A 23,629-nucleotide genomic window follows, 5' to 3' on the forward strand; every position below is an offset into this window, starting at 1 on the left:
GCAGGCCTTTGTTATTTATTGTAAAATCGTTGTAGCTTTGCAGTATGGCGGGTATTTATATACACATTCCTTTTTGCAGGCAGGCGTGTCATTACTGCGACTTTCATTTTTCTACTTCAATGAAAAAGAAAGATGATATGATCTTGGCATTAGCCAAAGAAATTGCCATGCGGAAAAATGAGTTTGCCAATGAAATGGTAGAGACCATTTATTTTGGTGGAGGGACACCATCGGTACTTACCAACGCAGAAATAGAGACATTAATAGACGTTGTTTATCAAAATTATCAGGTAGGTGCCAATCCGGAAATTACACTAGAAGCAAATCCCGATGATTTATCCAAAGAACGGATAATGGAACTGTCTAAAAGTCCGATTAATCGTTTGAGTATCGGGATACAGTCTTTTTTTGAGGACGACCTCAAAATGATGAACCGTGCCCACAATGCAGCCGAAGCCGAAGTTTGCCTTGCCGAAGCAGTAAAGTATTTTGATAATATCTCTATCGACCTCATTTATGGTGTTCCGGGTATGACCAACGAACGCTGGATGCAGAATGTAAACAAAGCATTGTCTTTTGGGGTGCCTCATATTTCCAGTTATGCACTTACGGTAGAACCTAAGACCGCGCTGGATAAATTCGTGAAAAAAGGTGAGATTGCCGCCCCAAGTGAAGAGGTTTCGCATGAGCACTTTTTGTTATTGGTTGATGTACTTCAGGCGAATGGCTTTGTGCATTATGAGTTGTCTAACTTTGGTAAGGAGGGGTATTTCTCAAGGAACAATACGGCATACTGGCTTGGGAAAAAGTATATTGGTATTGGGCCTTCGGCGCATAGTTATGACGGAATACACCGCAGCTGGAATATCGCTAATAACTCCCTTTATCTGAAAGGGATTGAAGGCGGTAAACTTCCTTCTGAAACCGAAAAACTAAGTCCTGCCGACAGGTATAATGAATATGTAATGACCGGTCTGCGCACCATTTGGGGCGTGTCGTTACAGAGAGTACATGATGAATTAGGAAAACTATTTAGTGATCATTTGATTCTTGAAGCAACCAAGTTTATACTGCAGGGACTATTGGTAAACGACAATGGAATCATTAAAACTACCCGCGAAGGAAAGTTTTTGGCCGATGGTATTGCGTCTGATCTGTTTTATGTGACTTAGAGCCTGTTGCCGACCATAAACCCCCAATTTAATTTTTTGATAATTATCCAGGCGATATAACTTACCACTACAGCAAGTGTTATTTGGGCAACAATCTCAAAGTATGGCTCAGGATAAATTCTGTGTAGTATAGGGAACAGAAATACAATAATGGGAGAATGATATAAATGCAGTAAATAAGTATAGCCTCCTGTTTTTACAAAAGTAAATTTAAGGGTAATAAAATTCAGGAAAAACAGCACGGCAATAATGTACCTAAAGCTGTTTTCTTTTAAGAAAAATATCCCAATAGCCAAAGCTATTGCTCCGATTGAATTAATAATCAGTTTGTTTTGATTTTCGATATTGAATTTTCGTATCAGAAAGCCGGCCAGGAATAAAAAAGCAATATCCCAACGTAACAGTAGCATACCGAACGCTAAGAGAGGCACGATAAAAAGTAGCGCCAGGAAATTTTTCCGCGTAATGGATATAAGGCAAAAAATAATGAACAGATCCCTGATAAAATAAGTAGGAGGATTTACCGGAGGAGAGTGTAAAGAGAATAGCCCTTCAGTTAATAATGTATAATCGAAACTAAGCCTGTTCAGGTAATCGAAGCCAAGACTTTTAGCTAATAAAACAGGAAGGATTACTGCCAGGTTGGCTATCAGGTACGGTATAAGCAGGCTTTTTATTTTTTTTGTCAATAAATTTCCCTGTAGGGGATTCATGCAAAAAAGATAGCCTGAAATTATAGATAGAAGCAATGTTCCGTATCGTGGTAATGTTTCCAGTATAAAAAAAGTAGTTCCCTCTGTAAAATCGTGTCTTATGTGGGTAAATGTTATAAGTATTACACCGACTATCCTCATGAATTCTATAGGATAGATGGTGCCGTCCTGGCTTTTTTGCATGTTAGGGAAATTTTTTAGCAATAATACATACATTTCGGAATTATATGAATCTATTTCTTTATTTTGTAAATAAAAAATATGCTGGCAACCATTGAAGGTTTTACTGTAAACCTTTCGCAACCTATAGATATTTCAATTCCGCTTACTAACGATGAAAACAACCCGATAGCCTGGTATATTGATAAACCGGTTATCGAGCCTGTAAAAATGGACGATTGGGTAGGTAAGGTAAGCGAGGGATCGTCGACCAATTTCAATAATATCTTTTTCAACCCGCACGGGCATGGTACACATACTGAATGCCTGGGGCATATTACGCGTGATTTCTATAGTGTGAACCAGGCACTGAAACAGTTCTTTTTTATGGCAGAGCTGGTATCTGTACTTCCAGAAGCACAGGACGAAGATTTTGTAATTACCAAAGCTCAGATCGAAAAAGCCCTTAACGGAAAATCACCTGAGGCAATCGTTATCCGTACGCTTCCTAATGATAGCAGCAAAACATCAAAGAACTACAGCAATACCAATCCACCTTATCTTGAAGAAGCAGCCGCGACATTCATCCGCGAATGCGGTATAAAGCATTTGCTAATTGATATGCCGAGCGTAGACAGGGAAAATGATGAAGGCAGACTTGTTTCGCATAAAGCTTTTTGGAATGTAAAAGACATCAACAACCTGAATGCCGATGCCCGACACGATGCTACCATTACCGAAATGATATATGTAAACGATGAAGTAAAAGACGGCAGCTACCTGCTAAACCTTCAGATCGCTTCTTTTGAGAACGATGCGAGTCCGAGTAAACCTGTTTTATACAAACTCTCATGAAAAAGCTGATACAATTGGAAGAAGCCTTATTGTTTGGCTTGGGTATATATCTTTTTAGTCTGCTTGATTATGCATGGTGGTGGTTTCCTGCTTTGCTTTTGGTTCCCGATCTTTCCATGATAGGGTATGCTTTCGGAAATAAAGTGGGAGCATGGTGTTATAATATTGCACATCACAGGGCGTTAGCCATTGGTGTATATCTTTTAGGTATATACCTGGATAATGAGACAGTTCAGTTAGCCGGAGTCATACTATTTGCGCATTCCAGTATGGACAGGATGTTTGGCTATGGCTTGAAACTGGAGCAGGGATTTAAGTTTACGCATTTGGGAGAGATAGGGAAATAGAATTGAGTAGTGAGATATTAGATTTGAGATTGAGAACCTAAGAATTTAAGCTCCTCAGCAACTAAGCAGCTTTAAAAATGAATATACAAGGATTTTACGATTACTGTCTTGCCAAAAAAGGCGTTACTGAACATTTTCCGTTTGATGAGGATACGCTTGTGTTTAAGGTTGGAGGCAAGATGTTTGCGCTTTCTTCATTGTCACAATGGGAAAAGGGCGAGGCATCGGTTAACCTTAAGTGCGATCCCGACAGGGCGCTGGAACTTCGTGCGCAATATGACGCTATCGAACCGGGGTATCATATGAGCAAGGTACACTGGAATACCGTTACAGTTGATGGTGATGTGTCTGAAAAAATGTTCAGGGAACTGATAGATCATTCTTACGATTTGGTTTTTAAAAGCCTTACGAAAAAGCTTCAGGCAGAAATTATTGAACAGCAATAATTTATTAGTAAATTAATATTCGGCTTTGTAACTTTGAGCGCGTAATTACTTTGTAAACAATATGAAAGAGCATATAAAAAACTTCCTGAACGAAGAGCAGGATCCTAAAGCAGTTGAGAAAATCACTTCTAAACTTAACGACATCCTGATGAGGGGTGAAGAGATAGGTTATATCGGGGTTCAGAAGAAGCCTGCTATTACTGTTTTTCCTGACAGTATAGTGCTTACTAACAAAAGGATTATTTTGTGTAAGCCAAAGAATCTGGGTTTGTCTATGGATTTTACTGATTTTAGCTGGAACATCATCACTGCTACTTTCGTTAAAGAAAATATACTTGGTTCTGAATTCTCATTCAATACGAATACTGATCTGACCGTTTCAATTGATTATATTCCAAAGATTCAGGCAAGAAAGATCAATACATTTGCTAAGGAACAGTTAGAGGATCTTAAAGAAGCAGCTGCACCGGCGAAACCTGAAACGTTTTTTGCTGAACCTTCTGCGGAGAAGCATCCTCCTGTTGCTGAGGAAGTAGAAGAGGTGGAAGAAGTAGAAACTGAAGAGGTAAACGATTATGCTGAGATCATCAGTCCGCTGCCACAGCCTGTAGCTCCGGCTTACAGCGAGTCTGCTCCAGTAGCTGAAGAAAAGAGCAATAAAGACAAAGCACTTAGCGAACTGAGCAAAGAAGAACTGTTTGATAAGCTTCAGAACTATAAAAAACTGCTTGATAACGGTCTTATCCTTCAGGGAGAATATGATGCCTTTAAAAAAGAGATACTGGCGTACCTGTAATTAGGTCTGCTATGAGTAAAACTATAGAAGAGCTTATTCCTCATAGGAAGCCTTTTTTGTTTGTTGATGAAATTGTTTCAATAAGCGGGGAAGAGATTGTAGGACTTCAAACATTTAATGACAGGGATAATCCTGTATTGACAGGGTACTTTCCACCGGGTAAGATTCCGGGGACTATAATTTTAGAATCGATGGCGCAGTGTGGTGGTGCCGGAGTACGTCTGCTTGGTGTAGCCGAAGGTGTTTTTGCCCTGGCACATATCGAAACAGCGCAGTTTTATAAAGGAGTGCATTACAATGAACAGATAAAATACGTCATAAAAAATGTAAGGCTTAGTGCTAAAATGGTAAAACAGGAAGGCAGGGCTTATGTAAACGATGAACTGATTCTCGAAGCCGCCTGGCTTAGCATAAAGATAGATACATCTGCAATGTAGCAGATTTAAAAAAAGAGTCCCCGCTATGCGGGGACTTTCTATTTACATCACGTTTTTCTGTTTGTTTGAAAAACTATCGGCCTGCATTTCGAGCAGTTCCAATGCTTTTTTCTTCTTGTAGGTATAAAGGCCGCGGTCATCCCTTATCTCGGCGTATACATCGTCATAAATGCCGGCATCGGTAGTGCGCATCAGTTCACGCTGATAATTGTTTTGTGCCAGATTTGTGGCAAGGGCCATTTCGGTATCTTCCAGTTTCAGGTCGTATTCTCCTTTTGGCGAAAGCAGTTTCGCAATTATGGGCGAAGTCTCAATAGCGAGGAACAATAACATAATAAAAAATGAAGGCAGCCACGGTAACTTATTCAGCGCATTGATACGTGCCATAAGTCCGTCAAAACTATCGATGATAGGCTGCGTCTCTGTTACCTTTTTGTCCTGACTGGTCTTTAGGGTAGTAGCATCTTTCTCAAGAGCAGTAATCTTCGCCTGATTGGTTTTTCTAAGGGTATCAAGTTCTGCTAAGGCAGCATCATGCTTCATTCTCTTTTCAGCATATACAGGACCTTTGCCCAGTTTCATTGTGCCTTTAGTGCCTTCTGCTTCGGTAATATAAGTGCTGTAAAGGTCGTTTACCTCTTTTTCTTTCTTGGTAATAGCACGTTTAAGGTTATCAATCTCTGCCTTGTTCTTGTCAAGGTCACCTTTGAAGTAATTGGCAACCTGCTTTTTATTGGCCATAGCCAGTTCGTTCTTTTCTTTGAGCAGAACGGTATCAATCTCTTTCTGAAAGATCTTTATCTCAAGGGGTTTGGAGATAACAATGGCAATAATCATGGCAAGCACAATACGTGGCGTAGCCTGCAGGAATTCCTGACCGAACTTATTTCGCTTACGTATGGTGGAAACTATAAACCTGTCAAGGTTAAAAATCAGCAAGCCCCATAAAAGCCCAAAAAAGGTTGCGGTGTATACATTGTCGAAAACAGTGTAAAGGGCATAAGAAGCTGCCAGCCATGCCATGAGTGCAGTAAAAAAAACGGTGGCGCCAATTCCGGCATATTTGTTCTGCTCGCCGTTAGAGCAGGTGTACACGAGGTCTTTGTCGACCCCTGAACAGGTGATAAAAAAACGCTTTAGCATGTTGATTTTGTTTTTTGATGATGATGATGTTTACAAAGGTAACGCGTTTTTTGATACTATGGTATAAGCGGTTGATATGTTTAACTTTAGGGGTAAGAAAAATCCGCCTCTGGGGCGGATTAAATTAGCTTTTTACATTGATGGTAATAGGGAGGTTAAAAGAAGCCCTTACAGGTTTCCCGTTAAGTATGCCCGGTTTCCATTTTGTGTCGTCCAGTTCCAGTACACGTTTGGCTTCGTCTCCTAAGCCGTAACCGGGGTCTCTCAGAATTTTTATGTCTGTTATTGCTCCATCTTTCTCAACAACAAAGGATACATATATCTTAGCTGTAAGGTCATGGTCAATCTCAGGTACCTGAAAATTTTTCATAACCTGTGAGTAAAATGCCTGCATTCCGCCGGGATATTCGGGTTGAGTGTTCAGTGCCGCTACATTGTAAGTGTCTTCATTGGATTGAACTACCGTTTTGGATTTTGATTTAGGCAGGTGCGGGCTTTCTGTCTTCTCTTCAGGAGTATCTACACACGATACTAAAAGGAGTCCTGCAATTACAGGTATGGCAACAGCTTGTTTAAATGTTGCAAGAAATCGGTTGGTGGTTTTAGTCATCATAACAAATCTTTTTTTGGTTAGAGAAAAGTTTAGGTTACTGGCAAGGGCAATATGTTGTTTGCCGGAAGCTTTGCTTAGAAGTAAATTTTGATAGGTAATTACATGTTTATGGTTTTTCAGGACATTTTCGTCGGCTAAAAATTCATGGTTGAGCTGAATGGCTTTCTTGTAAAAATAAATAAGAGGATTAAACCAGTAAAAAGCCCTGATCAGTTCAACAAAAATAACATCAAGAGTATGCAGTTGATTTACATGAGCCAGTTCGTGTGTAAAGAATTCCTTTTCCAGTTCCCTGTTTTCATACTCATCTTTATTTACAAAAATATATTTCATAAATGTATGAGGGAGAATCTTAGCATCAACTAGTACAAGGCTGGCGTTTTTAAGCGATAGTCTTTTGTTGCTGTTGACAGATGAACGGATGGCCTTTATGTTCTTTACAAAACGAAAGAGCATCAGTAAGGTCCCGGTTGCATATAAACAGCATAATATGGTTGTTGTACTATTATTTCCTGTTTGAAGAACCTGATTTTGATTTTTACCTAATTCCAAAGGCAAAAGCGTTATTGTTGAAGCCAGGTTTTCGTTATAAACTGAAAAACTAATAAAAGGTAAAACCAATGATAATATGAGTGCTCCCAACAAATAGAACCTGTTGAACCGGTGCATTTTTTCCCTTTCAAATAAAACGTAGTACAGGCCAAGCAATACTCCCATTGCAACGGTCGATTTTATAAGGAAGTCTGTCATAAGTTAATTATTAGTTTGTTACAGCTTATTTGCTCTATTGCTCAATGAAAAACAATCTGCTTGCGCTATTCCCTGTTTCGTCAGTATATTCTACCGTCATTTTTCCGTAATCGTCCGGATTGTTTGATTTGTATACTCTTGGCGTAGATTGTTTGATCGAATCCAGCTGCTGTTGCGTAACATCTTTGCTAATTTTCATCGTTTTGATCTTATCAACAGGAACAAAAGACAAAGCATTTTTGATCTGTGATGATAAATTATCTTTTTTAGCGGCTAGGGTATCATTCTCAAAAAATGATTTGGTGGCAATTTTTCCTTTTTTGTCGGTGTAGCTCACTTTTGTTTGCGAATAGTCGGCAGGATTTTTTGATTTGTAAACCGATGGATTGGCTTTTCGCAACGAGTCTACCTGTTTTTGGCTTATTTTTTTATTTACATTAAGTGTTTTGATTTTGTCTGCAGGGATATCGCTTATTTTTTCCTGCGCAATAGTTTCTGTACATAATAGCATCATCATTACGGTAATTACCGGAGCTATAGCAAGTTTTAAAAGACCTGCTTTGATTGATGAGGTTGTTTTGGTCATCATGATAAATCTTTTTTTAGTTAATGAAAAAGTGAGGTTGCTAGCCATGGAGAAAGTCGTGCCAACGTTGGCTTTCTCAAGCAGCAGGTTTTGGTAATAGACGGTGTTGGCAGTAGTATCTATTACTTTCTCGTCGGCCAGGAACTCATGGTTGAGCTGTATGGCTTTTTTATAGAAATAGAGCAGCGGATTGAACCAGAATATGGTTTTAAGTGCCTCTATAAATAGAATATCAAGAGTATGCTTTTGTTTTACATGAGTAAGCTCATGGGTGTACAATTCATTTTCGATACTGTTTGTTTCATATTCTTCCCGATTGATAAAAATGTAGTTTAGGAAAGTGTGCGGAAGGATTTTTTCATCCAGTAAAACCAGTTTTGCTCCCTCTATATTTATTGTTGGATTGTCTTTGGCCTTCCTGAAAAATGAAAGTACGTTTTTAATGAAGCGTATTGCAAGCAGAAACGTTATTACGCCATAAACACTCCATGCCAGATAAGGGATGCAATTGGTTATTGGTTTGTAAATGGTTCCTTTGGCAGTACTATAGGGAACTTCTGGTGACATAACCAATTGTGAAGTTTCAATTATAGTATTAGCTTGTGGAACCTCCTGAACATAAGTTATAACAGTGATAAAAGGTAAAGCCAATGAGAAGACCAATGCGCCCAGCAAATAAAACCTGTTGAAACGATGCATCTTTTCCCTTTCAAATAACAAATGATAGAGAGCGAGTAATATTCCCATTGCAACGGTTGATTTTATAAGGAAGTCGGTCATGGCTTTACATTTTAATCATTCATTAGGGAGGGTAACCCGCCTTTTCAGGCGGATCGGTAGTCTCCCAAAAACTAATCGAATTAAAGAATATGAATTGGTAGGTTGGTTTATTATTTAACAGGGTAGTCGGCCGAAAATCCAACTCTTAGTGCCTGTCCATCCTTTTGTGACGGAATCCATGCAGGAGAGTTCTCTATTACCCTTTTTACTTCGCTTAGGAATTCTTCGTCTTTCTCACCGGGAATCCATACGTCTGACAATTTACCATCTGTATTTACAGTAAAGTGAATAGAAAGTTTTTTGTCTTTATATCTTTCAGGAAGCTCTAAATTTTTAGTCAGGTATTGGTCAAATTCTTCGTTACCTCCGGAGAAGCGGGGGTAGAAATAACGTTGCTGATTTTTTCTGTCTTCAACCGTGTTATAGGTATTAGCCTCAAGTTCTTTCTTTTCCCTTTCTTCGCTTATTTGCAATTCTGTTTTTCCTGTTGCTTTTGCTTCATCGGCAAGATCTGATTTATAGGATTCTGCTTTGGCAGTAACATTAATTTTAATGGTTTTATCAGGATAACGGTCGTAGATGTTTTTGAGGTATTTATCATAATAAGAGTAGCTGTAAAAAAACTCCCTATGATTACCTTCCAGTTTCCCATTTACGATTTTCATCCCCGAGGATCTGGAAGCGAAGGTGGCAAAATCTTCTTTTTTATATTTCAGGACTTCGTCGCGGGTTACTTTTTTGTCGTCAACAAAATACTGAACGTTCTGCTTTTCTTCATAAAGCTTGTACAGGGAATAGTTGTAATCCGCTTCCTGAATACCCTTTGCTTTTCCTTTTTTATCAGGTGCTTCAGGCAGGTAATATTTTCTGTCTTCGGCAGTGAGTTTCTCGTAAGGTAGGTCTACATACTTCCCTCTTTGCGCATCTTCAATAATTATACGGACACCTTTATAGTACTCGTTTTTTCGTGCCTCAGGGTCTGATGTAGATGTTTTTTTTACTTCAGGCTGTTGCTTAACGCTGTCAGCCTGTAGGATTGTAGCTGTATCGGATGCCGGAATTACAGTTTCAGAAACAGGTGCAAGTTCAGGTATCCTGTTGTCTGCGGGTTTTGCAAGAACAACAGTTTCGGTGCTTAAAAAATAAATAAGCCCCGCAAGTATTGGCAATGATGTCAGTTTCAGAATCATCGACCTAGTGTGGTTGGTGGTTTTGGTCATCATAATGAATCTTTTTTTAGTTAATGAAAAATTCAGGTTGCTTGCCAAAGAAAAGGCCTTGCCAACATTGGCTCTTTCCAGTAGCAGGTTTTGGTAATAGGTGGTGTTGGCTGTAGCATCTATTACTTTTTCGTCGGCCAGGAACTCATGGTTGAGCTGTATGGCTTTTTTATAAAAATATAGTAGCGGATTGAACCAGAATATGGTTTTCAATGCTTCTATAAATAAAATATCTAGGGTATGGTACTGTTTTACATGAACAAGCTCATGTGTGAAAAGTTCGGTTGCAATAAGCTTATTGTCGTATTCCTCTTTGCTTACATAAATGTTACCCAAAAAGGTGTGCGGCATTACATTGTAATTCAATAAAACAAGGCTGGTACCTTTGTAGCTTACTGTGAGATTGTTTCGTTTGGTATTATAAAAATGTAAAATATTCAATAAAAACCTTATGGTGAGTATAAGGACAATGGTTATGTATAATCCCCAGCCTAAATAAGGCCAATAATTCATTTGAGGTTCTGTTGCTGTTTTGACATCAACAGGGGCAGGGGGTACTGTCGCAGTTTTGGTGTCGAATGTATTATCGGGCATTTGTTGCTCCCTGAATTCCATCGCCTGTTCCATTGGTAAAGGCTGAATGGGAGCTTCTCCTTCAACATAAACAGGAATTGTGACAAACGGCAACACCAGAGAAAAAACCAGTGCACTCAGCAGGTAAAACCTGTTGAAACGGTGCATCTTTTCCCTTTCAAATAAAATGTAGTAGATACCAAGCAATACTCCCATTGCAACGGTCGATTTTATAAGGAAGTCTGTCATAATTAGTTGGTTGGTTTGGTTTATTATGATGCTATCACTGCTGCTTTTTGGCAATCTCTTTATCTATGATCTTTCTCAGTTCTTCCAGCTCATCAGCACTCATGTCGGTTTCTTTTGTAAAGAAAGAAGCAAACTGTGCTGCCGAGTTATTAAAGAAACTCTTTATCATTCCGTTTACCTGTTTTGAAAAGTATTCGGATTTTTTTACCAACGGATAATACTCTCTCGATTTTCCATATTCCTTATACCCTACAAAGCCTTTTTCAGACATTCGCTTTAATAAGGTGGCAACTGTTGTAGTGGCTGGTTTGGGGTCAGGAAACATTTCCAGTAAATCTTTCATAAAGGCTTTTTCCTGTGTCCAGAGAAATTCCATTAACTGTTCTTCTGTTTTTGTCAATTGCATTGCTCTACAATTTTAGAGTTGTTTCTACAAATGTAGAATAAAAAATAACGCCTGCAACTTTTTTTGTAAAAAAAAATGTACTGTAAGGTAGTGTTTTTCAGTTTGTTGTTAAATGATTATTTTTTGAAACATCAATAAATAAAGGGCTTTTGGGATAAATAAGGGTATAAAAAAATCCGCCTCAATGGGCGGATTTTTGACTGTAAACAGTAAACTTATAACTGTCAACTATTTCGACATTTCAGTAAAATGCTTGTAGAATAACGGAATGGTTTCAATGCCTTTCATGTAGTTAAAGATACCGTAGTGCTCGTTAGGAGAGTGAATGGCATCACTGTCAAGGCCAAAGCCCATCATGATGGTTTTGCTCTTAAGTTCTTTTTCAAAAAGGGCAACAATAGGAATACTACCTCCTGAACGTACAGGGATTGGCTTAATACCAAAGCTTTCTTCATAAGCAGCTGCTGCGGCTTTGTAACCAATACTGTCAATTGGTGTAACATACGCCTGGCCACCGTGATGAGGTGTAACTTTTACTTTTACTCCTTTAGGCGCAAGGCTTATAAAGTGTTTTGTGAAAAGTTCTGTGATTTCATTCCAGTCCTGATCCGGAACCAAACGCATTGATATTTTAGCAAAAGCTTTACTTGCAATAACCGTTTTAGCACCTTCTCCTGTATAACCACCCCAAATACCGTTTACGTCAAGCGTAGGGCGAATAGAGTTTCTTTCGTTAGTTGTGTAGGTAGCTTCACCATATACATCTTCTATGTCAAGAGCTTTTTTGTAAGCGTCAAGTGAGAATGGAGCTTTCGCCATTTCATCTCTTTCTTCGCGTGAAAGTTCTTCAACCCTGTCGTAGAAGCCAGGGATGGTAATATGGTTGTTTTCGTCGTGAAGCTCAGCGATCATCTTCGCAAGAATGTTGATCGGGTTAGCTACAGCACCACCATAAAGACCTGAGTGCAGGTCGCGGTTAGGACCTGTAACTTCAACCTCTACATAGCTAAGTCCGCGAAGGCCTGTAGTGATAGACGGCTGCTGGTTAGAGATCATTCCTGTATCAGAGATAAGGATAACATCATTTTTAAGTTTCTCCTGATTGCGCTCTACGAACCAGCTAAGGCTTGGCGATCCTACTTCTTCCTCTCCTTCGATCATGAATTTCACGTTACAAGGCAGGCAGTTGTTAGCGATCATATATTCAAATGCCTTAACGTGCATATACATCTGGCCTTTATCGTCACATGCGCCACGAGCAAAAATAGCACCTTCAGGATGAAGCTCGGTTGTTTTGATAACCGGTTCAAATGGAGGAGAAGTCCATAATTCGATTGGGTCTGCCGGCTGAACGTCATAGTGTCCGTACACTAATACGGTAGGAAGTGCAGGGTCGATTGTTTTTTCTCCGTAAACAATAGGGTAACCTGGAGTTTCACAAAGTTCAACTTTATCGCAACCTGCTTTTTCAAGGCTTGCTTTTACAGCTTCGGCAGTATTTATTACATCTTGCGAATAAGCGCTGTCGGCACTTACCGATGGTATTTTTAGTAACTCAATAAGTTCATTCAAAAATCTTTCTTTATTTTCCTGAACGTAATTTTTTATGTTATCCATTATAAATTAGTGATATACGATTTACAGGCAAAAATAAGGAAAAAATAATTTTAAATTTTCCCTGAATTTACTTTGAAAGTTTAAAAACAGTCGTATATTTGCACCCGTAATAATGAAACACAATATCAGTTTTATTATCTGCCTGCGGGTGTGGTGAAATTGGTAGACACGCCAGACTTAGGATCTGGTGCCTCACGGTGTGAAGGTTCGAGTCCTTTCACCCGCACAGCTTAAAAGCCTCTGTTGTCTCAGAGGCTTTTTTTATGCCCGAAAATTATCAACTGCAACTATTTTTCCTTTTCATGCTAACTTACAGGAATTAAGATTATAAACCTTACATTTATAACGTTAGCTTTACGCTTTATGCTTTATACTTGTGAAATCGTAATCTTTAGGTCATGAGAAAAATATTCCTGCTTTATGTATTATTTGCATTTTTATCTTCCTGCGATAAGAATGATGATAAAAATTGCTCCGGTGCAGACTGCCTGCCGCCGGCTACGCAAACCGGTGCTGATACTTTTGGGTGTCTGGTAAATGGCGAACCCTTTGTCGATAAAAGCCGTAGCTTTAATTGTTTTTACCAATTTTTTGATGGTGAGTATTATTTTTCTATATCGGCTAAATTTAATAAGTCCATTAAAGGAATTGGTTTAGGTTCTCAGAAAATCGAACTACTACAAGCTGGCAGTTATCAATTACGAGAAATTGGAGCGGGGAATTTTAGTGCTGATGTATTTGTTGATGCTGATAATAATTTTGAAACTTCTTTAATAGATACGGGAACGATATCGATAACAAAATTTGATATGGAGAAAAAAATTGTTTCCGCAACTTTTGAATTTACTGTTACAGATCCTGCCTCCGGAAAAGTTTATAAAATAACTGAAGGCCGTTTTGATACGCATTTTACCGAATAGTAAGACCAAAAAACCAAACCAAAACCAATCAATACAATGAAAAAAATCACCTTTCTTTTTTTGTTACTTCCTTTTATGCTGTCAGCACAGATACACGTTGACAACAATTGAAAAAACATTATCAATCCTACCTTCCAGCACCTTGATAAAAGCAAGATACAATCGGGCATACTGCTGGATTATGCCATGGAGTTTACCGATGTTACCGCTTATAATGGCATACTTACAGATACCACTTTCGTAGATGCCGATGTGATAAACGCCACTGCTGTCTTTAGTAGCTTTATAGCGTTCACGCGCCCAATTGTAGGCATGCCTGTCAAACATCGGTGTATGCAGGGTATCTGCCACCGCCTTACCCATAAATTCGCAATAAAAATATCTTTCTTTCCTTCTTTTTCCTTTGAAGTTTAAAAACTAATCGTATATTTGCACCCTCTTAATGAAACAATATCTGTTTTATTACAGCCTGCGGGTGTGGTGAAATTGGTAGACACGCCAGACTTAGGATCTGGTGCCTCACGGTGTGAAGGTTCGAGTCCTTTCACCCGCACAGCTTAAAAGCCTCTGTTGTCTCAGAGGCTTTTTTTTATACCTTCTTCCGTTTTATTTTAGGGCTTACTGCTTGTAATTCAGTAATAACCATAACTTTAGGTTTGATTTAAGTTCTTTAATCAGTACCAACCTAATCTAAAATCGTATGTCTGTATTCGGAAAAACTACACAATCAGTTGTTGTTGGAGGGCTTTTTCTTTTAATTCCGTTAGTCATTCTCATCATTGTGGCTAAGCATGCCCTTGGTTTACTTGCTCCTTTAGGGGAGAATATTGGAAATGTCTTTGGGATCAGTACTTTGTTTGGAAGAGCTACTGTTACCATAATATGCCTGTTGATATTGCTGGTGTTTTGCTACCTGGCGGGTTTAATGCTAAAACTGGGTTTTGTAAGCAGCTGGGGAAGTAAAGTAGAAGAAAAGATCTATCTGTTTATGCCTCAGTTACAAATCATGAAGTACAAAATGACGGGCGAGAATGATTTTATTAAAAGTTCATGGACACCAATTTTACTTAAGGACGATTGTCATTACGATTTGGTATTTGTTACCAATAGCATGGACGAACCTATATTAAGTATATATATTGCCGGTGCGCCTCGGCTTGATTCAGGTGAAGTAAGGTATCTTATAAAAGCCGAAGCTGAATTTCATATAATAACCATGAAACAGGCTATGGATGCCATTATGAGCTTTGGTAAAAGTGGGGGCATTCATGAGGAATTAAAAAATATTATCCCGAAATAAACACAAAAGCAGCCCATAATCGGGCTGCTTTTGTTTTAATACAAAAACTATAATTATACAATGAACAAGCTGGCTATGTTTGTAGCGACTGCTCCTGTCATAGGTTCGTCAAATGATTCTGAAGCCGATCCTGAGCCAAAATTACCAACCATTGAGGTGTCAAATCCTGCCTGCATTACATTTTCTTCACCGGTATAAATGGCCTGGGCTGCATCGGGCAGTCCTCCACGGTCGCTACCTATAATCCATCCTTTCTGGCCTCTCAGTCTTCTTATTTGTGAGGCATGCATTGCTTCTACAGAGTGTATCTGCAGGGCAGCTGTCAATAAGTCTCCGTTAGAGATTAAATTACCGGCCTGTCCTTTGTAGGCACGAACTCCTGTGTCTTCAAATGCCTGAGCTAAGGCAAGCAGGGTAGGGTAGTCATTAAAAGGATCAAAATTTCCTCCTGCAGTAAAATCAAAAGTTGGTTTTTCAGGAGCTGCATCAGCCAGAGCCGATTTCAGGAAATTCACGTGTGCGTTCTCATGTTTGGCAATCTGGGCAATTATAGCCTGATCTGCTGATGGTACTATGCCTGAATCTAATGCCATTGCGTAAAATTCATCTTCAAGGTATTCAAGTATAAGCGCTAATTGCAAAGCTTCAGTGGGAGTTTCTGTTGGTCCAAAAAATGTTGTTGCAGCCTTTGCCTTTGTCGGAGCAAAAAATGCAGATAATCCAAACGGTATTGCAGCCATAGCTGCTACTGAACCCATTTTTTGCAATTGGGTAAAACTGTCTCTTCTTGAGCCTTTAGCGTTCAGGTCGTTTATCATGCCTTCAGTAGTAAAGGACTCTATAAATTTTATGATATTCATGATGTTTCAGATTTAAGTTAGATTACGGTAAAAATTGTGCTGTAAATGGAGTTTGTATCACATCCAGTGCAGATACGGCTGAGATAATGCCCGATGGTTTGATGGCTTGTCCTAAACCATTAGAAGCGGTTACAACATCGTCTCCGGCAAAATCAGCCGATCCCGGGTTAATAAGGCTCCTGATGGCAGAGGCATGTCTTGCTTCTACGGATACAATTTTGCCCGCAAGCACTAGATAGTCCGGTGTGGTAATATATCTTCCGGCTCCATTATAGGCGGCAACTCCGGTATCTTCAAGTGTTTTGGCGGTAGCTAAAACCTGTGTTCTGTTGCTGAAACTCAATGATCCATAATCAAATTCCAGTGCAGGCAATAGCTGATTTTGGTTTGTGATAACTCCAGAAATTGCAGCTTTAAAGAATTCTCTGTGTATTACTTCATGTCGGTAAAGGTCGGCAAGTACTGCCTGCTCTTCACTATTAAAAGTACTTCCAAAGGTATTACTGTTTACTACTCGCGTGTAAAAGTCAGCTTCAAGCTGCTCAAGTGCATAAGCATAGGTCAGGATGCCAAGGTCGCCTCCTCCAAGGTCGAAAACACCGTTCCTGACACCCGGAGCCTGGTTGTCGGCAGGTGCTTTATCGTCATCGCTGCTGCAGCCGGCCATTACAAGCCCTGCTCCTGCAAGGGCAATTCCGCTGATTCTAAGGAAGCTTCTTCTGCTGTGCAGTGGCTTTACTTCCTCAACGTTTACTTTTTTCATAATCTTAATGATTTAAAAGGTTAATAGTGTGGCAGGTGTGGTGGTTTTAACTTATATACGGAAGTTTGGTTAAAAAGGTTTTGATTTGGTAACGATATAGGGCTATTTAACTTTAATTTGGCAAAAACGGTAGGTGCTTATGCGGAATTGTTAAGATAAAACCTATATATTTGTTTAATAAAACGTTTTCGTAAAGAATTTTTGTAAATTGTGAGTAATATCGAGCAAGAGACAAAAAAATCATCAATTTTTTGTTTCTTTACACTATAAAACTATTTCAAGGCCATGAAACAAAAAGCTACATTAAAACAAATTGCCAAAGAGTTGAACGTATCGGTGTCTACCGTTTCTAAGGCATTGAGTAACAGTCCTGAAATCAGTGAGCCTACAAAAATCAAAGTGCAGGAGTTTGCCAAGCTTAAAAATTACAAGCCGAACAATATTGCTGTTAACCTGAAAAATAAAAGAACAAAAACTATTGGGGTTATCATTCCGAATATCCTGAATCCGTTTTTTGCCAAAGTATTTAGCGGAATAGAACAGGCTGCCAATGACAGGGGCTATAATGTAATTACGTGTATTTCGAATGAGTCTCTGGAAAAAGAAATACATGCTATGGATATCCTTAGTAACGGTACTATAGATGGTTTTATACTTTCAATTTCGGAAGAAACTCAGAAAGAACAGGAATTCAAGCATTTTAAAGAAGCTATAGCCGATGATTTGCCTATTGTAATGTTCGACAGGATATCAGACGAGGTGAATTGCGATAAGGTTATTGTAGATGATTTTGATTCGGCTGTAGATGGTACTACGCATCTTATAAAACTGAAATGTAAAAATATCGCTTTGCTTTCTACCATAGACAACCTAAGTGTTGGAAAGCTTCGCATGCAGGGTTATGAAAAAGCATTAAAAGATAATGGCTACTCACTGAATCCTGAAATAATGATCCATACAGATAATACCGATCAGTTTGATGAAAAACTTAAGGGACTGTTCGATACAAAATCTATTGATGGCATATTCGCTCTTGATGAGCATGCTTCGGTAATGGCAATGAAATTTGCTATTAAAAAAGGATTGAAAATTCCTGAGGATGTTCAGATAATAGGTTTTGCAGACGGGGTTTGGTCGAAACGACTTACACCAAGTCTTTCTACAGTTAGCCAGCACGCACCGGAAATTGGTCAGGCGGCTGCCGAAATGCTTATCGATAGGTTAGAGGATAAATCTGAAGAAGCACCGGAATATGTAACTAAGGTTATTAAAACCGAGTTGCGACAAAGAGAGTCAACAAAGAAATTATAAAAAAAGCTCCGCTATGCGGAGCTTTTTTTAGGTCTATTCTTTTGTAAATTGCGACGTACTGCCATCGGCCTGTTTCAGGGTAAATCCTTTTGGATTAAAGGTAATGGTTATTCCTGCAGGGTCAAAGTTGAATTCGGTTTCGCTAAGCGGATTCAACGGAAAAGAACCCTGGTCGGTAGCATGAGCAGTAAGTACTCCGTTAACCAGCTTTATATCTACTTTAAAAGGCAATGAAGGGTTGCTGTAAAAACCTTCGTAATTCTTTAAAATGTTTTCGTCAATTTTTGCAGTTTTGAAATTCGGAAAAATATACGGCAGCTTATAATAGCAGCTTAATATCCCAATCATTATTTCATTGGTATTGTAGTCAACGCCATTCATAAGCAATGCGATGCCCATGTCGTCTTTTGGATAATAACCTAAAATCGATGTGAATGATTCTATGCCGCCATTGTGTCCAAAAAACTTCCTTTCAATAAAAGGATAAGCGAAAATACCTTTGCCAAAGCCCATGTCTAATGTTGTCATTTCTGTCAACGATTCTTTTTTAATAAGCTTACCGTCAAAAAGGGCTTTTACGAATTTTGTAAGGTCGGCAGGAGTAGACTGCAGCGCTCCGGCAGCTCCGGCTATAGATTCGTTCCATTCTTCAGTTTTTGTCCATTTTCCATCAACAAAAGCATAAGAGTAGGCTTCATTCTTTTTAGGATTGATCTTGCCATAATAATACGTCTCTTTAAGGCCGGCCTTGTTTACAATTCGTGCCATTACATTTTCCTTGTACGGCTTTTTGGTAATATCCTGAATGATATAACCCAACAATAAATAATTTGAGTTACTGTATTCGGCTTTAGTGCCCGGTTCAAAAGCGGCAGTAGCCGATTCAATTCGGTTAAGCATATCTCTTCTGTTTTGCAGTTTGGTTTTGTAACTGTCAAAATCAGGGCCGTCAGTATAGTTGTATATACCGCTTTTGTGGCTCAGCATGTCGCCAATAGTAATTTTATCGGCGTTCTTTACTTTTGGGAAAAAGTCAGACAGCTTAGTGTCGAGTTTTAGTTTCTTCTCTTCAATAAGCTGGAAGATGATTACCGAAGTAAACATTTTTGTTATAGAACCTATTTTGTATTTACTTTTCGGTGTAGCTTTAGTTTTCGATTCCACTTCGGCATAACCATAGGCTTTTTGAAAAACAATGTTGCCTTTTTCCTGTATGGCAACCGAACCCATAAACTTATTGTTGTTATACAGGTAGTTTAGCAAGCTGTCTATTTTTGCAAATTTGGCTCCGTCATGTTGTGCAAACAATGGTGCAACAAGCATAAATGCTACTACGCTTAAAAATGTTCTTTTCATAAATAGTAAATTGACTTATGAACCGAAATTAATGTGCTTCTAACCAGTTTTTTCCGGTACCCATATCTACTTCAAGAGGAACATCCAGCTTAAATGCGCTTTCCATTTCCTGCTTGATCATAGGCTTAATTTTTTCGAGTTCACTATTATGAACGTCAAAAACAAGCTCATCGTGTACTTGTAGTAACATTTTACTCTTCCATCCTTCATCAACAAGCCTTTTCTGGATGTTAATCATCGCAATTTTAATAATATCGGCTGCGCTTCCCTGTATAGGGGCGTTTACGGCATTTCGTTCGGCACCGCCACGCACTACCATATTTTGGGAGTTTATATCTTTCAGGTACCTTCTTCTTCCTGATATGGTTTGTACATAGCCCTGTTCGCGTGCAATTTCAACCTGCTCACTTATGTATTGCTTAAGTCTAGGGTAGGTTTTGTAGTAAGCGTCAATAAGCTCTTTTGATTCAGAACGGCTTAATGATGTCTGGTTGCTCAATCCGAAAGCTGATACGCCATATACAATACCAAAGTTTACGGTTTTGGCATGGCTACGCTGTTCGCGGGTAACTTCGTTAAGGGCTACATTAAATACTTTAGCTGCGGTAGAAGCGTGAATGTCTTCTCCTTTCTGAAAAGCGCTAACCATTTCCGGATCGCCACTCAGCGCAGCAATAATACGAAGTTCTATTTGAGAGTAATCGGCAGAAAGGATGGTATAATCCTCATTTCTGGCAATAAATGCTTTACGTATTTGTCTTCCTCTCTCTGTTCTTACAGGAATGTTCTGAAGGTTCGGGTTATTGGAGCTTAAACGTCCGGTTGCCGCAACAGTTTGCATATAGTCCGTATGTACACGCCCAGTTGAAGGTTCAACCTGTAAAGGAAGTGCTTCCACATAAGTATTAAGTAGCTTTACAAGTTGTCTCCATTCAAGAATGTCGGCAACAATAGGGTTCTCGGCTGCCAGGTAAGAAAGTACTTCTTCGCCTGTCGCATATTGTCCTGTCTTAGTTTTCTTTTGTTTGGCTCCTCCTATTTTTAATTTATCAAACAGAATGTCTCCTAATTGTTTTGGAGATGCAAGGTTGAACGATTCCCCTGCAGTTTCATATATCTGCTGTTCCAGTTTTTTGATATCAGCCGAAAGTTCTGCTGCGAGTTCTTTTAGGTAAGGAACATCCAGATTAATACCTTCCTGTTCCATAGCTGCCAGTACCGGCATAAGCGGAATTTCGATTTCATCGAAAAGTTTGCGGGTATCGGTGCTTTCCAGCATAGGGGCAAACACCTCTTTTAACTGAAGTGTAATATCGGCATCTTCTACTGCATATTCTTTTATCAGATCTAACTCTACATCGCGCATTGATTTCTGTCCTTTCCCTTTTTTGCCGATAAGTGTTTCGATAGAAACTGGCGAATACTTAAGGTAGGTTTCAGAAAGTATGTCCATTCCGTGACGCATATCCGGATTGATAAGGTAATGCGCAATCATAGTGTCAAATATCTTACCTTTTACGGTAACGCCATATTGTGCAAGTACTTCAAGGTCGTATTTTAAATTCTGGCCTACTTTTTCGATGTTTTCATCCTCAAAAAATGGCAGGAACAGGTTTATTACCTGTTGCGCTTCTTCACGGTTGGCAGGAACCGGAACATAGAATCCTTTTCCTTTTTCCCAAGAGAATGACATACCTACTAATTCTGCAATCAGAGGATTTACCCCTGTTGTTTCAGTGTCAAAGCTCACACTGGTTTGCTTCATCAGGTCACGCATCAGGAAATTGATGGCCATAGTGCCCTGAACTGCCTGATAAAAGTGGTCCGTGTTTGCTATAGTGTTGTAAAAACCTGTTGTTGTTGTTTCAGCTGTTTCGCTGTCGGGCTCGCCTCCTCCAAACAAAGAGAACTGTTGGTCGTTCTTCGAAGAAGCTTTAGGGGTTGCCGCTTTAGGAGCTCCTGACTCAGGTTGTGTGCTGTCATCAAAAAGCTTTTGGAATTGCTCTGCCATACGGCGGAACTCAAGCTCATTAAAAATAGCTTCAACTTTTTCTATATCGGGAGTGCTAAGTTCAAAATCTTCTTCATGGAAAGTTACATCACAATCGGTTATAATGGTAGCGAGTACCTTTGACATCAAACCTTTTTCTTTATTGGCTTCGATGTTCTCTTTCATTTTTCCTTTCAGTTCATGGGTGTTTGCCAAAAGGTTTTCCATCGTTCCATAGTCTTTCAGGAATTTTTTAGCTGTCTTTTCGCCAACACCAGGCAATCCAGGAATATTATCCACTGCATCACCCATCATGCCTAAAAAGTCTATTACCTGTTCCGGTCTTTCAATCTCGAAACGTTCCAATACTTCCGGAACACCCCAAATTTCTATACCGTTCCCCATACGTGCAGGGCGGTACATAAAAATGTTTTCGCTTACAAGCTGTGCAAAATCCTTATCGGGAGTTACCATAAATACCTGGTAGTTTTGCTTTTCGGCCTGTTTTGCAAGTGTGCCGATAAGATCATCGGCTTCACAGCCTTCTAATTCAATAACAGGTATGTGCATTGCTTTTAGCAGTTCCTGAATGTATGGTACCGCAACCTTTATTGCTTCAGGTGTTTCGTCACGGTTTGCCTTATATTCTGTAAACATCTCGGTACGTACAAGGCTTCCGCCTTTGTCGAATGCAACAGCCAGATGGTCGGGCTTTTCACGCTTTATTACATCGAGCAGGGAATTCATGAAACCCATAATGGCAGAGGTATCCATGCCTTTGGAATTAATCCTGGGATTCTTAATAAAAGCGTAGTAACCACGGAATATCAGCGCATAAGCGTCTAACAGGAAAAGGCGTTTTTGTTGTGACATGTAAAAATCAATTTGCCGTAAAAATAAGCAAACCGATGCACAATAGGAAGTGCCTGCTAAATGAACTTTGAACAAAAGAGGTTTCGATGTATTATAATACTCGTATAAGCTTGTAACAAATCAGCCCTTTATTCGTTAATTTGTAAAAACAAATTAAATGATTCGCTGGATATTATTCTTTGTCTTTGTCGCATTAATTGAAATTTATGCTTTTCAGACGGTAAAGACAGTTTTTAGGGTACGATGGGTGCAGTATGCATACATTGCCATTTCACTATTTATTCTTCTGTACATTGTCTATCAGTTTACCCAGTTTGACCGTAGCATTGGCCAAAATAAAACCACCTTATTCACGTTAGGATTGTTGTTGATTACTTACCTGCCAAAAATGGTAATAACAGTAGTAATGTTTGGTGAAGATGTAGTAAGGGTTATTGATGGGCTAATGAAAGAGTTTTTGGGCAACAGTAATGAGTCCTTTCTTCCTGAAAGGAGAAAATTCGTCAGTCAGTTGGCTTTAGGGCTGGCGGCAATTCCGTTTCTTTCATTGTTGTACGGAATGACTAAGGGTAAATACAATTTTAAGGTTATTAAACAGACTATTTTATTCCCTGATCTGCCTGATGCTTTTGATGGAATGACAATTACACAAATCTCAGACATTCACAGCGGAAGCTTTGATAATCCTGAAGAAATTGAACATGCTATTGATCTTATCAATCAACAGAATTCTGACCTGATTCTATTTACGGGTGATATCGTGAATACGCATGCTACAGAAATGCATCCGTGGATTGATACATTTAAGCGTATTAAGTCGGCTCCTATGGGTAAATATTCTGTTTTGGGTAACCACGATTATGGAGAGTATGTTACCTGGCCTTCGCAGGCAGATAAACAAAAGAATTTTGAAGATATAAAAGATCTGCACCGTCAGATAGGTTTTAATCTTATGCTTAATGAGAATGTAAAGCTCGAAAAAGACGGGCAACAGATTACCCTGATAGGAGTAGAGAACTGGGGTGAAGGCTTTAAACAGGCAGGAGATTTAGGTAAAGCAGCCATTGGAACATCGGCTAAAGACTTTAAGATCCTTATGAGCCATGATCCATCACATTGGGAGTACGAAGTTAAGGACAGTCCGAACCATTATCAGCTTACATTAAGCGGACATACTCACGGCTTGCAGTTTGGTGTTGAAATTCCGGGAGTAATTAAGTGGAGTCCAGTGCAATACAGGTATAAACAATGGGCTGGGTTATATGAAAATTTAGGCAGGTATGTGTATGTAAACCGTGGCTTTGGTTTTCATGCTTACCCTGGCCGTGTGGGCATTTGGCCTGAAATTACAGTGCTGGAACTAAAAAAAGCTTAAAAAGTAGGCTCGTTTGGTA

22 protein-coding genes and 2 tRNA genes are annotated in these 23,629 nt (G+C 39.2%); 12 read left to right on the top strand and 12 right to left on the bottom strand.

Going from position 1 to position 23,629, the window contains the following annotated elements:
• Positions 1–44: 44 nt before the first annotated feature.
• Positions 45–1,172, top strand: coding sequence for a radical SAM family heme chaperone HemW (gene hemW / locus ACFSR3_RS06875; RefSeq protein WP_379820306.1), 1,128 nt, complete (start codon positions 45–47; stop codon positions 1,170–1,172).
• Here hemW and ACFSR3_RS06880 read toward each other — a convergent pair.
• A complete protein-coding gene (locus tag ACFSR3_RS06880) occupies positions 1,169–2,068 on the bottom strand; it encodes a hypothetical protein (protein WP_379820307.1) in 900 nt (299 codons plus the stop codon). The genes hemW and ACFSR3_RS06880 overlap by 4 nt on opposite strands.
• A 78-nt stretch (positions 2,069–2,146) precedes the next feature.
• Between ACFSR3_RS06880 and ACFSR3_RS06885 the strand changes: the two genes are divergently transcribed.
• The 5 genes from ACFSR3_RS06885 to ACFSR3_RS06905 all read left to right on the top strand — a co-directional run bounded on the left by ACFSR3_RS06885 (position 2,147) and on the right by ACFSR3_RS06905 (position 4,925).
• Positions 2,147–2,899 (top strand): cyclase family protein, encoded by a 753-nt coding sequence (locus tag ACFSR3_RS06885; protein WP_379820308.1) that lies wholly within the window; start codon positions 2,147–2,149, stop codon positions 2,897–2,899.
• Complete coding sequence (locus tag ACFSR3_RS06890; RefSeq protein ID WP_379820309.1) at positions 2,896–3,246, top strand: DUF4260 domain-containing protein; 351 nt, start codon at positions 2,896–2,898, stop codon at positions 3,244–3,246. The genes ACFSR3_RS06885 and ACFSR3_RS06890 overlap by 4 nt, the downstream gene beginning before the upstream one ends.
• 77 nt (positions 3,247–3,323) lie before the next feature.
• On the top strand, positions 3,324–3,692 hold the full coding sequence (locus ACFSR3_RS06895; protein WP_379820310.1) for an MmcQ/YjbR family DNA-binding protein: 369 nt from the start codon (positions 3,324–3,326) through the stop codon (positions 3,690–3,692).
• Positions 3,693–3,753: 61 nt separating this feature from the next.
• Positions 3,754–4,488 (top strand): PH domain-containing protein, encoded by a 735-nt coding sequence (locus ACFSR3_RS06900; protein ID WP_379820311.1) that lies wholly within the window; start codon positions 3,754–3,756, stop codon positions 4,486–4,488.
• Positions 4,489–4,499: 11 nt separating this feature from the next.
• The gene (locus tag ACFSR3_RS06905; RefSeq protein WP_379820312.1) at positions 4,500–4,925 is read left to right on the top strand and encodes a 3-hydroxyacyl-ACP dehydratase FabZ family protein; all 426 of its coding nucleotides are present in this window, start codon (positions 4,500–4,502) and stop codon (positions 4,923–4,925) included.
• 42 nt (positions 4,926–4,967) lie between these two features.
• On the opposite strand, the gene ACFSR3_RS06910 is transcribed toward ACFSR3_RS06905, so the two are convergent.
• The 6 genes from ACFSR3_RS06910 to ACFSR3_RS06935 form a co-directional block, all read right to left on the bottom strand.
• Positions 4,968–6,068, bottom strand: a complete 1,101-nt coding sequence (locus ACFSR3_RS06910) for a DUF4407 domain-containing protein (protein ID WP_379820313.1) — start codon at positions 6,066–6,068, stop codon at positions 4,968–4,970.
• Between the two features lie 124 nt (positions 6,069–6,192).
• Entirely contained in the window at positions 6,193–7,431 is a 1,239-nt protein-coding gene (locus tag ACFSR3_RS06915) for a M56 family metallopeptidase (RefSeq protein ID WP_379820314.1), read from the bottom strand.
• A gap of 34 nt (positions 7,432–7,465) precedes the next feature.
• Positions 7,466–8,797, bottom strand: coding sequence for a M56 family metallopeptidase (locus ACFSR3_RS06920; RefSeq protein WP_379820315.1), 1,332 nt, complete (start codon positions 8,795–8,797; stop codon positions 7,466–7,468).
• Between the two features lie 110 nt (positions 8,798–8,907).
• Positions 8,908–10,839, bottom strand: a complete 1,932-nt coding sequence (locus ACFSR3_RS06925) for a M56 family metallopeptidase (RefSeq protein ID WP_379820316.1) — start codon at positions 10,837–10,839, stop codon at positions 8,908–8,910.
• A gap of 34 nt (positions 10,840–10,873) precedes the next feature.
• Positions 10,874–11,245, bottom strand: coding sequence for a BlaI/MecI/CopY family transcriptional regulator (locus ACFSR3_RS06930; RefSeq protein WP_169519695.1), 372 nt, complete (start codon positions 11,243–11,245; stop codon positions 10,874–10,876).
• Between the two features lie 228 nt (positions 11,246–11,473).
• The gene (locus ACFSR3_RS06935; RefSeq protein WP_379820317.1) at positions 11,474–12,862 is read right to left on the bottom strand and encodes a dipeptidase; all 1,389 of its coding nucleotides are present in this window, start codon (positions 12,860–12,862) and stop codon (positions 11,474–11,476) included.
• Positions 12,863–13,006: 144 nt separating this feature from the next.
• Here ACFSR3_RS06935 and ACFSR3_RS06940 point away from each other — a divergent pair.
• Positions 13,007–13,088: transfer RNA gene (locus ACFSR3_RS06940), tRNA-Leu, on the top strand.
• 172 nt (positions 13,089–13,260) lie between these two features.
• On the top strand, positions 13,261–13,782 hold the full coding sequence (locus tag ACFSR3_RS06945; RefSeq protein WP_379820318.1) for a hypothetical protein: 522 nt from the start codon (positions 13,261–13,263) through the stop codon (positions 13,780–13,782).
• Between the two features lie 81 nt (positions 13,783–13,863).
• On the opposite strand, the gene ACFSR3_RS06950 is transcribed toward ACFSR3_RS06945, so the two are convergent.
• On the bottom strand, positions 13,864–14,145 hold the full coding sequence (locus ACFSR3_RS06950) for a hypothetical protein (RefSeq protein ID WP_379820319.1): 282 nt from the start codon (positions 14,143–14,145) through the stop codon (positions 13,864–13,866).
• 108 nt (positions 14,146–14,253) lie between these two features.
• Between ACFSR3_RS06950 and ACFSR3_RS06955 the strand changes: the two genes are divergently transcribed.
• Together ACFSR3_RS06955 and ACFSR3_RS06960 are read left to right on the top strand one after the other, a co-directional pair.
• Positions 14,254–14,335, top strand: a tRNA-Leu gene (locus ACFSR3_RS06955).
• A gap of 147 nt (positions 14,336–14,482) precedes the next feature.
• Complete coding sequence (locus ACFSR3_RS06960) at positions 14,483–15,082, top strand: hypothetical protein (RefSeq protein ID WP_379820320.1); 600 nt, start codon at positions 14,483–14,485, stop codon at positions 15,080–15,082.
• 53 nt (positions 15,083–15,135) lie between these two features.
• Here ACFSR3_RS06960 and ACFSR3_RS06965 read toward each other — a convergent pair whose 3' ends face one another.
• Positions 15,136–15,942, bottom strand: coding sequence for a ferritin-like domain-containing protein (locus ACFSR3_RS06965; RefSeq protein ID WP_379820321.1), 807 nt, complete (start codon positions 15,940–15,942; stop codon positions 15,136–15,138).
• A 22-nt stretch (positions 15,943–15,964) separates the two neighbouring features.
• Positions 15,965–16,705 (bottom strand): ferritin-like domain-containing protein, encoded by a 741-nt coding sequence (locus ACFSR3_RS06970; protein ID WP_379820322.1) that lies wholly within the window; start codon positions 16,703–16,705, stop codon positions 15,965–15,967.
• Between the two features lie 285 nt (positions 16,706–16,990).
• On the opposite strand from ACFSR3_RS06970, the gene ACFSR3_RS06975 reads away from it, so the two are divergent.
• Entirely contained in the window at positions 16,991–18,016 is a 1,026-nt protein-coding gene (locus tag ACFSR3_RS06975; protein WP_379820323.1) for a LacI family DNA-binding transcriptional regulator, read from the top strand.
• A 33-nt stretch (positions 18,017–18,049) separates the two neighbouring features.
• Here the strand turns inward: ACFSR3_RS06975 and ACFSR3_RS06980 are convergent, their stop codons facing one another.
• Together ACFSR3_RS06980 and polA are read right to left on the bottom strand one after the other, a co-directional pair.
• A complete protein-coding gene (locus ACFSR3_RS06980; RefSeq protein ID WP_379820324.1) occupies positions 18,050–19,372 on the bottom strand; it encodes a serine hydrolase domain-containing protein in 1,323 nt (440 codons plus the stop codon).
• A gap of 28 nt (positions 19,373–19,400) precedes the next feature.
• Positions 19,401–22,235, bottom strand: a complete 2,835-nt coding sequence (polA, locus tag ACFSR3_RS06985; RefSeq protein ID WP_379820325.1) for a DNA polymerase I — start codon at positions 22,233–22,235, stop codon at positions 19,401–19,403.
• Positions 22,236–22,392: 157 nt separating this feature from the next.
• On the opposite strand from polA, the gene ACFSR3_RS06990 reads away from it, so the two are divergent.
• Positions 22,393–23,610, top strand: a complete 1,218-nt coding sequence (locus ACFSR3_RS06990; RefSeq protein WP_379820326.1) for a metallophosphoesterase — start codon at positions 22,393–22,395, stop codon at positions 23,608–23,610.
• Positions 23,611–23,629 lie beyond the last annotated feature (19 nt).

This window comes from Flavobacterium suzhouense, assembly GCF_042684765.1.
In the GTDB taxonomy this organism is placed as follows: Bacteria; Bacteroidota; Bacteroidia; order Flavobacteriales; family Flavobacteriaceae; genus Flavobacterium; species Flavobacterium suzhouense.

Excerpts from the sequence above, each read along its gene's own strand:
- ACFSR3_RS06880 (WP_379820307.1), bottom strand. The coding sequence starts at position 2,068 with ATGCAAAAAAGCCAGGACGGCACCATCTATCCTATAGAATTCATGAGG.
- polA (WP_379820325.1), bottom strand. The coding sequence starts at position 22,235 with ATGTCACAACAAAAACGCCTTTTCCTGTTAGACGCTTATGCGCTGATA.
- ACFSR3_RS06920 (WP_379820315.1), bottom strand. The coding sequence starts at position 8,797 with ATGACCGACTTCCTTATAAAATCAACCGTTGCAATGGGAATATTACTC.
- ACFSR3_RS06935 (WP_379820317.1), bottom strand. The coding sequence starts at position 12,862 with ATGGATAACATAAAAAATTACGTTCAGGAAAATAAAGAAAGATTTTTG.
- ACFSR3_RS06945 (WP_379820318.1), top strand. The coding sequence starts at position 13,261 with ATGAGAAAAATATTCCTGCTTTATGTATTATTTGCATTTTTATCTTCC.
- hemW (WP_379820306.1), top strand. The coding sequence starts at position 45 with ATGGCGGGTATTTATATACACATTCCTTTTTGCAGGCAGGCGTGTCAT.
- ACFSR3_RS06900 (WP_379820311.1), top strand. The coding sequence starts at position 3,754 with ATGAAAGAGCATATAAAAAACTTCCTGAACGAAGAGCAGGATCCTAAA.
- ACFSR3_RS06980 (WP_379820324.1), bottom strand. The coding sequence starts at position 19,372 with ATGAAAAGAACATTTTTAAGCGTAGTAGCATTTATGCTTGTTGCACCA.
- ACFSR3_RS06910 (WP_379820313.1), bottom strand. The coding sequence starts at position 6,068 with ATGCTAAAGCGTTTTTTTATCACCTGTTCAGGGGTCGACAAAGACCTC.
- ACFSR3_RS06895 (WP_379820310.1), top strand. The coding sequence starts at position 3,324 with ATGAATATACAAGGATTTTACGATTACTGTCTTGCCAAAAAAGGCGTT.
- ACFSR3_RS06930 (WP_169519695.1), bottom strand. The coding sequence starts at position 11,245 with ATGCAATTGACAAAAACAGAAGAACAGTTAATGGAATTTCTCTGGACA.
- ACFSR3_RS06925 (WP_379820316.1), bottom strand. The coding sequence starts at position 10,839 with ATGACAGACTTCCTTATAAAATCGACCGTTGCAATGGGAGTATTGCTT.
- ACFSR3_RS06885 (WP_379820308.1), top strand. The coding sequence starts at position 2,147 with ATGCTGGCAACCATTGAAGGTTTTACTGTAAACCTTTCGCAACCTATA.
- ACFSR3_RS06915 (WP_379820314.1), bottom strand. The coding sequence starts at position 7,431 with ATGACAGACTTCCTTATAAAATCGACCGTTGCAATGGGAGTATTGCTT.
- ACFSR3_RS06950 (WP_379820319.1), bottom strand. The coding sequence starts at position 14,145 with ATGGGTAAGGCGGTGGCAGATACCCTGCATACACCGATGTTTGACAGG.
- ACFSR3_RS06905 (WP_379820312.1), top strand. The coding sequence starts at position 4,500 with ATGAGTAAAACTATAGAAGAGCTTATTCCTCATAGGAAGCCTTTTTTG.
- ACFSR3_RS06960 (WP_379820320.1), top strand. The coding sequence starts at position 14,483 with ATGTCTGTATTCGGAAAAACTACACAATCAGTTGTTGTTGGAGGGCTT.
- ACFSR3_RS06990 (WP_379820326.1), top strand. The coding sequence starts at position 22,393 with ATGATTCGCTGGATATTATTCTTTGTCTTTGTCGCATTAATTGAAATT.
- ACFSR3_RS06965 (WP_379820321.1), bottom strand. The coding sequence starts at position 15,942 with ATGAATATCATAAAATTTATAGAGTCCTTTACTACTGAAGGCATGATA.
- ACFSR3_RS06970 (WP_379820322.1), bottom strand. The coding sequence starts at position 16,705 with ATGAAAAAAGTAAACGTTGAGGAAGTAAAGCCACTGCACAGCAGAAGA.
- ACFSR3_RS06890 (WP_379820309.1), top strand. The coding sequence starts at position 2,896 with ATGAAAAAGCTGATACAATTGGAAGAAGCCTTATTGTTTGGCTTGGGT.
- ACFSR3_RS06975 (WP_379820323.1), top strand. The coding sequence starts at position 16,991 with ATGAAACAAAAAGCTACATTAAAACAAATTGCCAAAGAGTTGAACGTA.